The organism is Thermomonospora curvata DSM 43183, from assembly GCF_000024385.1.
GTDB classification, from domain to species: domain Bacteria; phylum Actinomycetota; class Actinomycetes; order Streptosporangiales; family Streptosporangiaceae; genus Thermomonospora; species Thermomonospora curvata.
Genome location: NC_013510.1, coordinates 3,956,371 through 3,970,644, shown reverse-complemented (window position 1 = coordinate 3,970,644; position 14,274 = coordinate 3,956,371). Strand labels below are relative to the sequence as shown.

General features: G+C 72.4%; 18 protein-coding genes. 14 read left to right on the top strand and 4 right to left on the bottom strand.

What is annotated here, in order from left to right; genetic code table 11:
• Window positions 1–328: 328 nt before the first annotated feature.
• Together TCUR_RS16995 and TCUR_RS16990 are read left to right on the top strand one after the other, a co-directional pair.
• Complete coding sequence (locus TCUR_RS16995; protein ID WP_012853772.1) at window positions 329–769, top strand: RrF2 family transcriptional regulator; 441 nt, start codon at window positions 329–331, stop codon at window positions 767–769.
• A gap of 79 nt (window positions 770–848) precedes the next feature.
• Window positions 849–2,048, top strand: a complete 1,200-nt coding sequence (locus tag TCUR_RS16990; RefSeq protein WP_012853771.1) for a globin domain-containing protein — start codon at window positions 849–851, stop codon at window positions 2,046–2,048.
• Here TCUR_RS16990 and TCUR_RS16985 read toward each other — a convergent pair.
• A complete protein-coding gene (locus tag TCUR_RS16985) occupies window positions 2,006–2,716 on the bottom strand; it encodes a helix-turn-helix transcriptional regulator (protein WP_012853770.1) in 711 nt (236 codons plus the stop codon). The two genes, TCUR_RS16990 and TCUR_RS16985, sit on opposite strands and share 43 nt — an antisense overlap.
• Window positions 2,717–2,734: 18 nt before the next feature.
• Between TCUR_RS16985 and TCUR_RS16980 the strand changes: the two genes are divergently transcribed.
• Window positions 2,735–3,637 (top strand): oxidoreductase, encoded by a 903-nt coding sequence (locus TCUR_RS16980; RefSeq protein WP_245536885.1) that lies wholly within the window; start codon window positions 2,735–2,737, stop codon window positions 3,635–3,637.
• A gap of 5 nt (window positions 3,638–3,642) precedes the next feature.
• Here TCUR_RS16980 and TCUR_RS16975 read toward each other — a convergent pair whose 3' ends face one another.
• The 3 genes from TCUR_RS16975 to TCUR_RS16965 are packed head-to-tail and all read right to left on the bottom strand — an operon-like array spanning window position 3,643 to window position 5,078.
• Window positions 3,643–4,347, bottom strand: a complete 705-nt coding sequence (locus TCUR_RS16975; protein WP_012853768.1) for a maleylpyruvate isomerase family mycothiol-dependent enzyme — start codon at window positions 4,345–4,347, stop codon at window positions 3,643–3,645.
• 37 nt (window positions 4,348–4,384) lie between these two features.
• A complete protein-coding gene (locus tag TCUR_RS16970) occupies window positions 4,385–4,810 on the bottom strand; it encodes a DUF3515 domain-containing protein (RefSeq protein WP_012853767.1) in 426 nt (141 codons plus the stop codon).
• A gap of 34 nt (window positions 4,811–4,844) precedes the next feature.
• Window positions 4,845–5,078, bottom strand: coding sequence for an Lrp/AsnC family transcriptional regulator (locus tag TCUR_RS16965; RefSeq protein WP_012853766.1), 234 nt, complete (start codon window positions 5,076–5,078; stop codon window positions 4,845–4,847).
• Window positions 5,079–5,186: 108 nt separating this feature from the next.
• Here TCUR_RS16965 and TCUR_RS16960 point away from each other — a divergent pair, with 108 nt between their 5' ends.
• The 11 genes from TCUR_RS16960 to rnc all read left to right on the top strand — a co-directional run bounded on the left by TCUR_RS16960 (window position 5,187) and on the right by rnc (window position 14,274).
• Window positions 5,187–6,134 (top strand): thiamine-phosphate kinase, encoded by a 948-nt coding sequence (locus TCUR_RS16960; protein WP_012853765.1) that lies wholly within the window; start codon window positions 5,187–5,189, stop codon window positions 6,132–6,134.
• Window positions 6,135–6,248: 114 nt separating this feature from the next.
• Window positions 6,249–6,842, top strand: a complete 594-nt coding sequence (locus tag TCUR_RS16955) for a cellulose binding domain-containing protein (RefSeq protein ID WP_012853764.1) — start codon at window positions 6,249–6,251, stop codon at window positions 6,840–6,842.
• A gap of 55 nt (window positions 6,843–6,897) precedes the next feature.
• Window positions 6,898–7,704: a bifunctional hydroxymethylpyrimidine kinase/phosphomethylpyrimidine kinase gene (gene thiD, locus TCUR_RS16950; protein ID WP_012853763.1), complete on the top strand. Its 807-nt coding sequence runs from the start codon at window positions 6,898–6,900 to the stop codon at window positions 7,702–7,704.
• Between the two features lie 118 nt (window positions 7,705–7,822).
• Window positions 7,823–8,095 carry a hypothetical protein gene (locus tag TCUR_RS16945; RefSeq protein ID WP_012853762.1) on the top strand — a complete coding sequence of 91 codons (273 nt, stop codon included), beginning with the start codon at window positions 7,823–7,825 and terminating at the stop codon, window positions 8,093–8,095.
• Window positions 8,096–8,529: 434 nt separating this feature from the next.
• The gene (rpmB, locus tag TCUR_RS16940) at window positions 8,530–8,724 is read left to right on the top strand and encodes a 50S ribosomal protein L28 (RefSeq protein ID WP_012853761.1); all 195 of its coding nucleotides are present in this window, start codon (window positions 8,530–8,532) and stop codon (window positions 8,722–8,724) included.
• A gap of 132 nt (window positions 8,725–8,856) precedes the next feature.
• The gene (gene recG / locus TCUR_RS16935) at window positions 8,857–11,067 is read left to right on the top strand and encodes an ATP-dependent DNA helicase RecG (RefSeq protein ID WP_012853760.1); all 2,211 of its coding nucleotides are present in this window, start codon (window positions 8,857–8,859) and stop codon (window positions 11,065–11,067) included.
• Between the two features lie 3 nt (window positions 11,068–11,070).
• Window positions 11,071–11,631, top strand: a complete 561-nt coding sequence (gene rsmD, locus TCUR_RS16930; RefSeq protein WP_012853759.1) for a 16S rRNA (guanine(966)-N(2))-methyltransferase RsmD — start codon at window positions 11,071–11,073, stop codon at window positions 11,629–11,631.
• A 138-nt stretch (window positions 11,632–11,769) separates the two neighbouring features.
• A complete protein-coding gene (gene coaD / locus TCUR_RS16925) occupies window positions 11,770–12,252 on the top strand; it encodes a pantetheine-phosphate adenylyltransferase (RefSeq protein ID WP_012853758.1) in 483 nt (160 codons plus the stop codon).
• A gap of 145 nt (window positions 12,253–12,397) precedes the next feature.
• Window positions 12,398–12,985: a YceD family protein gene (locus tag TCUR_RS16920; RefSeq protein ID WP_012853757.1), complete on the top strand. Its 588-nt coding sequence runs from the start codon at window positions 12,398–12,400 to the stop codon at window positions 12,983–12,985.
• Between the two features lies 1 nt (window position 12,986).
• On the top strand, window positions 12,987–13,163 hold the full coding sequence (gene rpmF / locus TCUR_RS16915) for a 50S ribosomal protein L32 (protein ID WP_012853756.1): 177 nt from the start codon (window positions 12,987–12,989) through the stop codon (window positions 13,161–13,163).
• A gap of 304 nt (window positions 13,164–13,467) precedes the next feature.
• Complete coding sequence (rnc, locus tag TCUR_RS16910) at window positions 13,468–14,274, top strand: ribonuclease III (RefSeq protein WP_012853755.1); 807 nt, start codon at window positions 13,468–13,470, stop codon at window positions 14,272–14,274.

Here is a 14,274-nt window from a genome sequence, read left to right as displayed (position 1 = left end):
ACGTCACCGCGATCGCACTTGGGGTTCGCGAAGTTCTCCCGTACAAGAAGACCCATACGGTGAAATCGGGTTCCACGGTCTGAGTTCCTGCTCTCGCCCATCGATGCCCATCCGGTGGACGGCGAGGAGGACGGCGGCAACCGGGGCGGCCCCCGGAGGGCGCGTGGACGCCGTCGGCATGTCCCTCCGCCGCGACCACTGGATCGACTCCCATGCACCGGAGACACACCGGCGTCCCAAAGGTTGCTTCATGAGCCGGGGGTCCAGCGGGTGTCCGGACGGGAGTGCAGGGGGCGGGACGAAGGCCATGGCTGGGTAACGTGAAGGTGTGCGGCTTACGAAGTTCACGGACCTGGCCCTGCGAATCTCCATGCGGCTGGCGGTCGCCGATCCCGCAGAGGTCTACACCACCAAACAGGTGGCCGAGGCCGTGGGCGCGCCGTACACGCATGTGGCCAAGGTGGTCAGCAGGCTGCAGCACCTGGGCGTGCTGGAGGCCAGGCGGGGGCGCGGCGGCGGGCTGGTGCTGACCGAGCGCGGCCGCGACGCCTCGATCGGCTGGCTGATGCGCGAGCTGGAGGGCTACGGGGATGTGGCGGGCTGCGAGGACTCGCCGCCCTGCCCGCTGCGCGCCGCCTGCCGGCTGCGCGGCGCGCTGAGCCGGGCCCAGGAGGCCTTCTATGCGGCGCTCGACCCGGTGACGGTGCGGGAGCTGGTGGAGGCGCCTTCCGCGCCGGTGTTCGTCGACCTTCTCGAGCGACGAGTCTGAGGTCACACCCACCCCGGTACTGACAGCCGGCAAGGCGCGGCGATAATACGAGTATCAGATTCCTATTTGGAGGAGCTCGATGCTGTCCGCCAAATCCGCAGACATCGTCCGCGCCACCCTGCCCGCCGTGGCCGGAGCCATCGAGGACATCACCCCCGTGTTCTACGGCAAGATGTTCTCCGCCCACCCCGAACTGCTTCGCGACCTGTTCAACCGGGGCAACCAGGCCAGCGGCGAACAGGCCCGGGCACTGGCGGGCTCGATCGCGGCGTTCGCCCGGATGCTGCTGGAACACCCCGACCGGCGTCCGGACGTGATGCTGTCGCGGATCGCGCACAAGCACGCCTCCGTGGGCATCACCGCCGACCAGTACCCGATCGTCCACCGGCACCTGTTCGCCGCCATCGCCGAGGTGCTCGGCGACGCGATCACCCCCGAGGTCGCCGCCGCCTGGGACGAGGTCTACTGGCTGATGGCGGGAGCCCTGATCGCGGCCGAGGCCAGGCTGTACGCCCAGGCCGGGGTGGCCGACGGGGACGTGTGGCGGCCCTGGAAGGTGGTCGGCCGCCTGGAGGAGACCCCCGAGGTGACGACGTTCATGCTGCGCCCGGCCGACCGGGCGCCCAGCCCGCCGTTCCGGCCCGGCCAGTACGTGTCGGTGCGCGTCCCGCTGCCGGACGGCGCCAACCAGATCCGCCAGTACAGCCTCTCGTGCGCCCCCAACGGCACCGACCGGTGGATCTCGGTCAAGCGGGTGGCCGGCACCGCCACCACCCCGGCCGGCGAGGTCTCCAACTGGCTGCACGACAACGTCCGCGAAGGCGACGTGCTCACCGTCAGCGTCCCCTTCGGCGACACCGTGCTCGACGACGGCCAGTCACCGGTGCTGCTGGCCTCCGCCGGCATCGGCTGCACCCAGACCATCAGCATGCTCGCCCACCTGGCCAACACCGGCTCCCCGCGCCGGGTCATCGTCGTGCACGCCGACCGCAGCCAGGACACCCACGCCTTCCGCACCGAGCTGGACCTGCTGGTGGCCAAGCTCCCCGACGCGCAGGCGCACGTCTGGTACGAGCGGCCGGCGGGGGAGTGGCCCGCCGAACGGACCGGCCTGGCCGACCTGTCCGGCATCGACCTCCCCCAGGACGTCCGCGCCTACCTGTGCGGCCCGCTGCCGTTCATGCGCGCCGTCCGCTCCCACCTGCTGGACCGGGGCGTGCCGCCGTCCCGCATCCACTATGAGGTCTTCGGGCCCGACCTGTGGCTGGCCGACGCCTGAGCCGGCACCAGACCCAGCTGCTGGGCGCGCAGCCCCGCCTGGAAACGGGAGCGCGCGTCCAGCAGCTTCATCAGCCCGGCGACCCGGCGGCGGTAGGTCCGCAGCGACATCCCCAGCCGCCGGGCGGCGGCCTCGTCGGTCAACCCGGCCGCGAGCATGCCCAGGATCCGGCGCCCCTCCTCGTCGGGCATCGGCGGCCGGGCCCGGCGGTAGGCGGCCAGATCGATGGCCGACTCCCAGGCCGCCTGGTACAGCGCACGGATCCCGCGCACCACGTCCGGTGAGCGCACCACGGTGAAGCTGCGCACTCCCCGCTCGATGGGGCCGGCCAGCACCGCCGCCCGCCCGTCCACCAGGATCGTCTCCTGCGGCAGCCCGGCGGGGCAGATCCGCACCTGCGCACCCCGGGCGGCCAGCTCCACCAGGTGCCGTTCGGACTCCTCATCGGCCACGGCGAGCGGGCTGTAAAGCTTGCGGGCGCGCAGGGCGGGCGCCCGGCGGTGCCGCTCGGCCACGATCTCCTCGCGCGCCCCCGGCAACGCCCAGGTCCGCAGGTCGGCGGCGGCGCAGGCGAAGTCCTCCGCGGCGGCGGCCAGCAGCGGCCCCGCCCGTTCCACCAGCTCCCGTTCGCCCCGCAGGACGACGTTGCGGTCCGGATCGGCCGTCATCGGAACCAGTCTGCGGCAATGTGGCAGCAAGCTGCCATCGCCTCGCCTCCCGCCCCGTCCCCGCCGAGGCTGGGGGCCATGCGGAACGAGCACTGGAACCTCGGCGGAGACCTGCAGATCACCCGGATGGGCTTCGGCGCGATGCGGCTGCCCGCCAAGAGCTGGGACGGCCCCGCCGGAGACCGCGACACCGCCCTGGCGGTGCTGCGCCGGGCCGTGGAACTGGGCGTCACCCACATCGACACCGCCGCCTTCTACACCTACGGGGACCTGGCGGCCAACGAACTCATCCGCCAGGCACTGCACCCCTACCCGGAAGGGCTGGTCATCGCCACCAAGGTCGGGCCGCGACTGGATGAGCGGGGACGGCCCTCGGGCGAGCAGACCGCGGGCGAGCTGCGCGCCTCCGTCGAACGCAACCTGCGGGAACTGGGCGTCGACCGCCTCGACCTGGTGTACCTGCGGGTCGGCGGGCTGGGCGGGCCGCCGGCCGGATCCATCGCCGACCGGTTCGCCGCGCTGGCCGCCCTCCGGGACGAGGGCCTGATCCGGCACCTGGGCGTCAGCAACGTCAGCGCCGCCCACCTGGCCGAGGCCCGCGCCATCGCCCCCGTCGCCGCCGTGCAGAACAGATACGCGCTGACCGCCCGCGAAGACGACCCGCTGGTGGACGAGTGCACCCGCGCGGGCATCGCCTACGTGCCGTTCTTCCCGCTGTGGGGCCTGCCCGACGAACGCGCCGCCAAGGTCGCCGCCCGGCACGGCGCCACCGCCGCCCAGATCATGCTGGCCTGGCTGCTGGCGCGCTCCCCGGCGATCCTGGCCATCCCCGGCACCTCCTCCCTGCGCCACCTGGAGGAGAACATGGCGGCGACCCGCATCCGGCTCACCGCCGAAGACCTCGCCGAACTCGGCGGGTGAGCCGCTCAGGCCAGGCAGCGCAGCGCGGTGCGCAGGGCGGACGGCAGCGGATGGTCATCGGGCAGCCGGGCGACGGTGGCCGCGATGAACTCCCCCCGCGACAGGTCGGCGCTCTGCTCGCCCAGCCGCACCCGGTAGCGGTCGCCGATCTGCTCCACCCGAACCGGGGTCTTCTTCTCGCTCAATGCGAACAACCCCACCCGGGCGCGCCACTCCGACCGGCCCGGCTCCTCCTCCGCGGCGACCGGCACCCCCACGTCGTCGGCGTGCGTGGCGTACTCGGAGCTGTAGTGGAAGGTCTGCAGGCCCACCGGATACTCCCCGACCATGGTGAGCAGCGTGGCGTCCATGCCGCGTTCGCGCATGCGCCGCCGGGTGTCGCCGTTCTTGTCGCGCCACTCCTGCAGCACCTGCTCCACCGGCACCTGCCGGCGGGTGGCCACGCACCATTCGTTGAAGGAGGTCAGGTCGTTCACCCCCTCTTTTTCCAAGGCGGCGAACAACCCGGCCAGGTCGCCGTCCAGGCAGGCCTGGTTGTACAGCTCCTCCCCGGCCAGATGCCCCAGCACGTCCCGCACGGACCAGCCCGCGCACCGCGACGGGCGGTTCCACTCCTGCTCGGTGAGCCCGCTGAAGTACGCCTCCAGCCGGGCCGCCTCGGCGTCGAAGATGTCGAACGGATCGAGGCCTTTCAGCGGCGTGACGTCCATCACTCCAATCTACGCCGCGCCCGGACGGAGCCCTCCGCTACAGCTCGCCCTCCGGTTTCTCGGGGATGGTGGTCTTGATGGCCTCACCCAGCTCGATCAGCACGTCCCCGGCCGGCTCGTACTTGGCCGGGACGGTCACCTCCACGTAGGCCTGCCGGCCGACCGCGGTGTAGGTCACCGGCCGGCCCTCCGGATAGGGGAACCAGTGGATCCCGTTGACGGTGACCAGCTGGGCGTCCGGCCGCATCTGCGGCGGCCTGGGCACCCCGCAGCGCAGCGCGATCGCCGGCGACCCCCAGGCGGCGGTCAGCGGCGACTCCGGGGAGGTGTCGCGCCGTGGCTGTCCGTGCACCCGCTCCGGCAGCCGAAGCCCCGCGCACAGCCGCGCCGACGCCGCGTCCGGGCTCGGCACCGGCACCCGTACCGCCTCGTCCCCGCAGCCGGCCAGCGTCGACGCGGCCAAGGCCAGCGTCAGCGCCGAGGCCGGCGCCCGGCGCCTAGATGTGGACGATGGGACACGTGAGCGTACGGGTGATCCCCTCCACCGTCTGAATCTGCGCGACGACGAGCTTGCCCAGCTCGTCCACATTGCGCGCCTCCGCTCGCACGATGACGTCGTATGGTCCGGTCACGTCCTCCGCCTGGGTCACTCCCGGGATTCCCGCGATTTCGCGGGCGACATCGGCTGCCCTGCCTACCTCGGTCTGGATGAGGATGTAGGCCTGCACCATCACGTCCCCCCCGGGCGGAGAAAAAGCCGTTGGACCGCTCACCGTATCGTGGGGGCCGCAAAGTGGGGGAGACGCCCCCGGCAAAACCACGGCCCGGCAGGACGGCAGGTGGACGAGCAGGTACCCGCGACCATCGGTGAACTGGGGGAGTTCGCCCTCATCGAGCGCTTGACGGCCCGGCTGCCGCAGGGGCCGCGGATCGCCCTGGGGCCCGGCGACGACGCGGCGGTGATCGCCGCGCCCGACGGGCGGGTGGTGGCCACCACCGACCTGCTGGTGGAGGGACGGCATTTCCGGCGCGACTGGTCGGGGCCGTATGAGGTCGGCTGCAAGGCCGCCGCGCAGAACCTCGCCGACGTGGCGGCCATGGGCGCCCGGCCGACCGCGGTGCTGCTGGGCCTGGCCGCGCCCCCCGGCACCGACCTGGAGTGGGTGCTGCGGGTGGTCGACGGGCTGCGGGACGAGTGCGCGCGGGCCGGGGCCTCGGTGGCCGGCGGTGACGTGGTGCGGGCCCCGCAGATCACATTGGCGGTGACCGCGCTGGGCGACCTGGGCGGCGGCCGTCCGCTGACCCGCGCGGGCGCCCGGCCCGGCGATGTGGTGGCGGTGTGCGGCCGGCTGGGCTTCGCCTCGGCCGGGCTGGAGGTGCTGGCCGCCGGCGGGGACGGCCCCGCCGAACTGGTGGAGGCCCACCGCAGGCCCCGTCCTTTTTATGAGGCGGGCCCCCAGGCCAGGGAGCTGGGCGCCACCGCGCTGGTGGACGTCAGCGACGGCCTGGTGCAGGACCTGGGGCACATCGCGGCCGCCAGCGGGGTGCGCATCGATCTGGACGGGGCCGCTTTGCCGGTGCCGGAAGTGCTCGGCCCCGATGGGCTGCGCCATGTGCTGACCGGCGGGGAGGACCACGCCTTCGCCGGGACCTTCCCTCCCGGCACCGCGCTGCCCGGTGCGTGGACCGTGGTGGGCGGGGTGAGCGCCGCGGCCGGTGACGGCCCCGCCGTCACGGTGGACGGCCGTCCCTGCGCCGCCGCCGGCTGGGATCACTTCCGCTCCTGACCGCACGGAGCCCGCCGGCGGTGAGTGTGATGAAAAGGCGGTAGGGGATTGCCGCTCCTGTGGGCGCGCTTGGTCGCGCTTTGGTATACCTTCCTCTGACTCGAAGAGGACGGAATGGGACGACACACCAAGCTGCCCGAGGGCGATGAAGCCCCCGGCGAGGAACTCCGGCCAGAGCGTTCGCGACGCAGTTGGGGCAAAACGCTGGTCTCGGTACCGCTGCTGCCGATGTTCGCCCTGGTGATCGCCATCGGGGTCGTCTCCTATGCATGGGCCACTTCGCAGATCTCCCTGAACTTCGCCGGTGGCCCACCGCAGCAGGCGCAGGCGGACGCCGGCAGGGACCAGATCCAGCGCCAGGCCCCCGGCGACCAGGTCAGCGGCGAGGGCGGCCGGCGCGGGGTGCTGATCGCCTTCCGCGTCGCCCGCAGGCTGCCCGATGGCTTCACCGGCACGGTGACCATCGCCAACCGCACCAGCCGGCCGATCGACGGCTGGCTGCTGGGCTTCAAGTTCCCCAAGGCCGAGGTGCTGACGCTGGCCAACGCGTCCGTCATCAAAAAGGGGCAGGTCACCTGGGTGCGCAACCCGGCCGATGCGCCGTCGCTGGCGCCCGGCGCCAGCATCCGGCTGACCTTCACCGCCAGCGGCACCGCCACCCGGCCCTCGGTGTGCAAGTTCAACCGGGCCGACTGCAGGCTGGTCTGAGGCGGCCCCACGGCGGCCGGGTGATCGCTCGTCCCGGTTGACTAGGGTGAACTTCATGAATCACACCCCCTCGACCACCCCCGCCCGAGTGCTCACCATCGCCGGATCCGACTCCGGGGGAGGGGCCGGCATCCAGGCCGACCTGAAGACCATGCTCGCCCTCGGCGTGCACGGCATGAGCGTCATCGCGGCGGTGACCGCGCAGAACTCCCTCGGCGTGCAGGGTTACTGGGAGCTGCCGCCCGAGGCGGTGCGGGCCCAGCTGGACTCGGTGCTGTCCGACATCGGCGCGCAGGCGGTCAAGACCGGCATGCTGGCCTCGCCCGTCCTGGTGGAGACCGTGGCCGAGGTGCTGGCCGGCCTGGACGTGCCCGTGGTGGTGGACCCGGTCGGCGTCTCCAAGCACGGCGACCCGCTGCTGGCCCCCGAGGCGGTCGAAGCGGTGCGCGACCGGCTGCTGCCCACCGCCACCGTGGTGACCCCCAATCTGTGGGAGGTCGAGCAGCTCACCGGGATCAAGGTGGTGGACGAGGCGGGGATGCGCCGCGCCGCCGAGGCCGTCAAGGAGCTGGGCCCCCGCTGGGCGCTGATCAAGGGCGGGCATCTGCCCGGCGAGCCCGCCGATCTGCTGTTCGACGGCGAGCGCGAGTACCGCTTCAGCGCTCCCCGGCACGACAACCGGCACACTCACGGCACCGGTTGCACGCTGGCCTCGGCCATCGCCTGCCATCTGGCGCTGGGGGAGGACGTGCCCACCGCGGTCCGGCTGGCCAAGGAGTACGTCACCGGGGCCATCGCGGCCGGCTTCCCCCTGGGCTCGGGCATCGGCCCGGTCCACCACGGCTGGCGGCTTCCCCGATGAGCGGCACTTCAAACATGCCGAAGGTAAAAGATTCGAACATCGGTTGCGCGTAAGGGTAAAGCCGAAACATCCTTCATATATGGCCCGGAACCCGATGGGGTCATTGGAGGACACACCCATGGCGACTCAAGCGCCATCCGGACACCTGGAGGAACTGGCCGGCCGACTGAGCCGTGAGGGGATCTACACCCGGCTGGAGGAGCCGCTCGGCAAACCGCCGATCCTGCACGTCCTCAACCCGCAGCTGCCCGCGGCGGAGGAGCCGGTGATCGTCGAGTCGACCGGCGATGAGGCCTGGTTCTGGTGGGCCTGGGCGGAGCGGATCGCCCCCGCGCGTGACCTCGACACCGCCGTGAGCGGGATTCGCCGCGTGCTCGGCCTCGCAGCCTGAGACCACCCGTTCCACGAAACGAGCCACTTTCCTCCCCGGGACGATGCCCCGGCCGGCTGCTTCCATCCCCCTGCTGGCCGGGGCATCGCCGTGCCCGGACGTGAGCACGCGCAACCCCCGGCCTCCCGCCTGCGAGGGAATGAGCTGCGGCGGGCGCCGCGGCCGTCCCGGCGCCGAGAACTCCGCCCGCGGCGTCCTCCGGTGCGCCCGCGCCGCGGCCGGCCGGTGTTCTCCCTGGTCACAGCGGGAAACATGACAAGACTCCGACGCGGTGACAGCAGGCTCGGCGAGCGCGCCGGCCCCCCTCACCTGGTGGCTGATTCGCGCACTCGAACGCCGGTCGGCTAACCTGACTGGGCGCGCCCGCCAGGGGCGCCATCGGCAAGCGTCCGATCAGGGCGCCCTCACAGCATCGACACTTCTTGGAGTTTCCCGTGGCTTCCGTTTGCGACGTCTGCGGCAAGGGACCCGGTTTCGGCATGCGCGTCTCCCACTCGCACCGCCGCACCTCGCGCCGCTGGAACCCCAACATCCAGCGGGTGCGCGCCGTCGTCAACGGTGCGACCAAGCGCATCAACGCCTGCACCTCGTGCATCAAGGCCGGCAAGGTGACCCGCCCGGCCGTCTGAAGACGCCGCTTTCGCGACCGACCGGCAGACCCACCGGCCCACCGGTGGGTCCGCACGCATGCCCGGCACGGGTCCCCGGCCGCCGGTCTCGTCCGCCCGTCTCCGTCGGCGGGGCGCGATAGAAAGTAGGGCGTGGCGAAACTCGACGAGCCGTTGCGCAACCTGCTGGGCGCCAAGACCGCCAAGGTGCTGGCGAGCGGCCTGGAGCTGCACACGGTCGGAGACCTGGTGCACCACTACCCGCGGCGCTACGCCCAGCGCGGGGAGCTGACCGACCTGGACGGTCTGGTCGACGGCGAGCACGTCACCGTCATGGCCGAGGTGACCAAGGTCCAGGGCCGCACCATCCCCCGCTCGCCCGGCTACCTGCTGGAGGTCACCGTCAGCGACGGGCACGGCACCCTCAAGCTCACCTTCTTCGGGCGCAAGGGCGCCTGGCGGGCCGAAAAGGAGCTGTCCCCGGGGGTGCGCGGGCTGTTCTCCGGCAAGGTCACCACCTACCGGCCGCGCGGCGGCGGCCGCCCGCAGCGCCAGCTCACCCACCCGGAATTCCGGGTGCTGCCGGAGGAGGGGTCGGCGGGCGCGGCGGCCCGGGAGTTCGCCGAGGAGATCATCCCGATCTACCCCGCCACCAAGGGCCTGGAGTCCTGGAAGATCGAAGAGTGCGTCCAGATCGTGCTGGACCAGCTCGACCTCGGCCCCGACCCCATGCCCGGGCCGATCCTGCGGCGGCACGGCCTCATCGGCCTGGGCGAGGCCCTGCGCGGCATCCACAAGCCCCGCGACTGGGGCGAGCTGGAACGCGCCCGCCGCCGCCTGAAGTGGGACGAGGCGTTCGTGCTGCAGATCGCGTTGGCCCAGCGGCGCAAGGCGGCCAGTGCGCTGCCGGCCAAGCCCCGCCCGCGCGTCCGCGGCGGCCTGCTGGACGCCTTCGACGCCGCCCTGCCGTTCACCCTCACCGAGGGCCAGCTGCAGGTCGGCGAGGAGATCGCCGCGGACCTGTCCGGCGAGCACCCCATGCACCGCCTGCTGCAGGGCGACGTCGGCGCCGGCAAGACCGTGGTGGCGTTGCGGGCGATGCTGCAGGTCGTCGACGGCGGCGGGCAGGCGGCGCTGCTGGCGCCCACCGAGGTGCTCGCCCAGCAGCACTACCGCTCCATCACCGCCATGCTCGGCCCGCTGGCCGAGGCCGGCCGGCTCGGCGGCGCCGACAAGGCCACCCGCGTGGTGCTGCTGACCGGCTCCCAGGGCGCCAAGGCCCGCCGGCAGGCGCTGCTGGAGGCCGCCTCCGGCGAGGCCGGCATCGTGGTCGGCACCCACGCGCTGCTGCAAGAGCACGTCCAGTTCGCCGACCTGGGGCTGGTCGTGGTGGACGAGCAGCACCGCTTCGGCGTCGAGCAGCGGGACGCGCTGCGGGAGAAGGCCGCCGGCGGCCGCCCCCATGTGCTGGTGATGACCGCCACCCCCATCCCGCGGACGGTGGCGATGACGGTCTTCGGCGACCTGGAGACCTCCACGCTGTCCCAGCTGCCCAGCGGACGCGCCGAGATCAAGACCTTCGTGGTGCCGCCCGAGCGGCCCGCCTTCCTGGCCCGCACCTGGGAACGCATCCGCGAGGAGGTCGCCCAGGGCCGCCAGGCCTACATCGTCTGCCCCCGCATCGGCGCCCAGGAGGACGAGGAGGACGACGCCCCCACGCCCCCACCTGGCCCGGACGAAGAGGGCCGCCGCGCCCCGGTGGCGGTGCTGGACCTGCTGCCGCGGCTGGAGGAGGAGCTGCTGACCGGCCTGCGCATCGGGGTGCTGCACGGCAAGCTGCCCCCCGACGACAAGGACGCGGTGATGCGCCGCTTCGCCGCCGGGGAGATCGACGTCCTGCTGGCCACCACGGTCGTGGAGGTCGGGGTGGACGTGCCCAACGCCACCGTCATGGTGATCATGGACGCCGACCGGTTCGGGGTCTCCCAGCTGCACCAGCTGCGCGGCCGGGTCGGCCGCGGCTCGCTGCCGGGACTGTGCCTGCTGGTCACCGACGCCGAACCCGGCAGCCGCGCCCGGCAGCGGCTGGACGCGGTCGCCTCCACCACCGACGGCTTCGCCCTCTCCCGCCTGGATCTGGAACAGCGCCGGGAGGGGGACGTGCTGGGCGCCGCCCAGGCCGGCCGTCACTCCAGCCTGCGGCTGCTGACCCTGCTCAAGGACGAGGAGCTGATCCGCACCGCCCGCACCGAGGCGACCGCGCTGGTGGAGGCCGACCCCGACCTGCAAGGCCATGCCGCCCTGGCCGCCGAGCTGGCCGTCATGCTCGATGAAGAACGCGCCGGCTTCCTGGAGAAGGCCTGACCGATGAGCAGAGTCATCGCCGGAACGGCCAGGGGACGGCGGCTGGCCGTGCCCGCCGGGCGGGACACCCGTCCCACCAGCGACCGGGCCAGGGAAGGGCTGTTCGCCACGGTCGGCGCGCTGCTCGGCCCGCTGGAGGGGCTGCGGGTCGCCGACCTGTTCGCCGGGTCGGGCGCGGTGGGGCTGGAGGCGCTGTCGCGGGGCGCCGCCTGCGCCCTGCTGGTGGAGTCCCACCCCCGCGCGGTCAAGGTGATCCGGCGCAACATCGAGACGCTGGGGCTGCCCGGCGCGCACCTGGTCGCCGACCGGGTGGAACGCGTGCTGCGCCGGCCCCCTGAGGAACCCTATGACCTGATCTTCCTGGACCCGCCGTACGCGCTGGCCGACGAGGCGGTGACCGGCCTGCTGGAGACGCTGCGCGGGCAGGGCTGGACGGCCGAGGACGCCCTGGTGGTGGTGGAGCGTTCGGCGCGCGGGGAGGCGCTGCGCTGGCCGCAGGGGTACGCCCCCGACCGGGACCGCCGCTACGGGGAGGCGGTTTTGTGGTACGGACGGGCCGTCTGACGGCTCCGGTGAGGTCCCGGCACTCGATAAGGGGTATGCCGGGCGAAAGCCCTGTTGGGACGGTTTGGTACGGTCACGCCGCGGATCGTCCCTCGGGGGAGCGGGTGGGCGACGTAGGCCGAAGGAAGGGAAGAGCTCGTGCGCCGTGTCCTTTGTCCCGGGTCGTTCGACCCCGTCACCAATGGGCACCTCGACATCATCAGTCGGGCGTCCAAGCTCTATGACGAAGTCGTCGTCGGGGTGCTGATCAACATCTCCAAAAAGAGCCTGTTCACCGTCGATGAACGGGTGGAGATGATCCAGGAGGTCACAAAGGAATACGGGAACGTCAAGGTGGACAAGTTCCACGGCCTGACCGTGGACTACTGCCGCCAGCACGGCATCCAAGTGATCGTCCGCGGCCTGCGCGCGGTCAGCGACTTCGACTATGAGCTGCAGATCGCCCAGATGAACCACCGGATGTCGGGGGTGGAGACCTTGTTCATGGCCACCAACCCGCTGTATGCGTTCCTGTCCTCCAGCCTGATGAAAGAGGTCGTCAAGTACGGCGGCGACGTCTCCGGGCTGGTGCCCGAACTCGTCCAGCAGCGCCTGGTGGAGCGGCTGCGCGAGGAGAGCTGAGGAAGCCCCGCCCGCCCGTGCGCTTCCGCCCCGGGAGCCGGCCGCGCGGCCGCCGGGCCGCCGCCGAGTTGGGTCAGCTCCCCGCTGTTGGGTAACCTTGGCAGTCGGCGCCGTTCGGCTGCCTCCAGACGTCTGAAGATCCGTCATGTCCCACGAAAGCAGGAGAGCTCTGATCCGCCTCGATCCGCATGCCCCGCTGGTGCTCGACACCCGAGCACTGGACCGGCGACCCGGATCGATGCGCGAGCTCACCCGCACCGTGGCGGCCCCGGCGGATCTGGGCGTGGAGATGGTCGGCGTTCCCGAGGGCGCGGACATCGAGCTGGAGCTGCGGCTGGAGTCCGTGATGGAGGGCGTGCTCGTCACGGGTACGGCGCGGATGCCGCTCACCGGGGAGTGCGCACGCTGCCTGGACCCGCTGGAGGACACCTTCGAGGCGGAGTTCCAGGAGCTGTTCGTCTACCCCGACACCCGCTCCGGCGGGGAGGCCGACGAAGACGAGCGCCGGATCGAGGGCGACCTGATCGACCTGGAGCCGGTGCTGCGGGACACGGTGGTGCTCGCACTGCCGCTGTCTCCGCTGTGCCGGGACGACTGTCCCGGATTGTGCCCCGAGTGCGGCGTACGGCTGGCGGACGCCGAGCCCGACCACCGCCACGAGGCCGCCATCGACCCCAGGTGGGCGGCGCTGCGGGGCCTGACCGACCGACCACACGACAAGCAGGAGGGCTGAAGTGGCCGTCCCCAAGCGGAAGAAGTCGCGCAGCAACACGCGGCACCGGCGCTCGCAGTGGAAGGCCACCGCGCCGAACCTGGTCCCGTGCCCCACGTGCCGCGAGCCCAAGATCCAGCACCGGGCCTGCGAGCACTGCGGCACCTACAACCGCCGCCAGGTCATCGCGCAGAGCTGACCCGGTGACGTCCGGGGGCGGGACGCGCCGCGCGACCGCCCCCGCCGGCGCTTTCCGGCGGGCCCGGGCCATGCGGCCGGGCGTGCCGGGCAAAGCGCCTTTCCGTTCGATTGCTCCGTTCGATTGTCAGGCAGTGACCGCCGGGCGACGGCGAAGGAGAGGGCGAGCGTCCCTCACCGGACCCGGACAGGGTGGAGCCCGAGGCCGTGGTGCACGCCGGGGACCGTGCTCCGGCGCGCACCTCGTCTTCGTGGAACCTCCCCGCGGGAGGAGCACCGGCGAGGCCGGTCTGTTTCGTCCCGTGATGACGCACGGCGGCATCCAGGCCCGCCAGGAGGATTCCGTGACCGCCAAATCGGCACCCGAGCCCGTCCCCGACCCGGCCGAACTGGAACGCGCGCTGGGCGTCTCGATCAGCCGGGAGCTGCTGGAACGCGCTTTGACGCACCGTTCCTACGCCTATGAGAACGGCGGCCTGCCCACCAATGAGCGCCTGGAGTTCCTGGGCGACTCGGTGCTCGGGCTCGTCGTCACCGACACCCTGTTCCGCAACCACCCCGACCTGCCCGAGGGGCAGCTGGCCAAGCTGCGCGCCGCGGTGGTCAACATGCGGGCGCTGGCCGGGGTGGCCCGGTCGCTGGGCGCCGGCGCCTACATCCGGCTGGGCCGCGGCGAGGAGGGCACCGGCGGACGCGACAAGACCTCGATCCTGGCCGACACCCTGGAGGCCCTGATCGGCGCGGTCTACCTGGAGCACGGCCTGGACGAGGCGGCCAAGCTGGTGCACCGGCTGTTCGACAGCCTGATCGACAAGTCCGCCAGCCTCGGCGCGGGCCTGGACTGGAAGACCTCGCTGCAGGAGCTGACCGCCGAAGAGGAGCTGGGCGTCCCCGAGTACCACGTCGCCGAGAGCGGCCCGGACCACCAAAAGACCTTCCGCGCCACCGTGCGGGTGGGCGGGGTCACCTACGGCTCCGGCGAGGGCCGCAGCAAGAAGGAGGCCGAGCAGCGCGCCGCCGAGGCCACCTGGCACGCCATCAAGGAGATGTCGGCCAAGCGCAAGGGCGGCAAGTCCGACGGCAAGGACGACAAGGCGAGCGCCGGCGGCTGA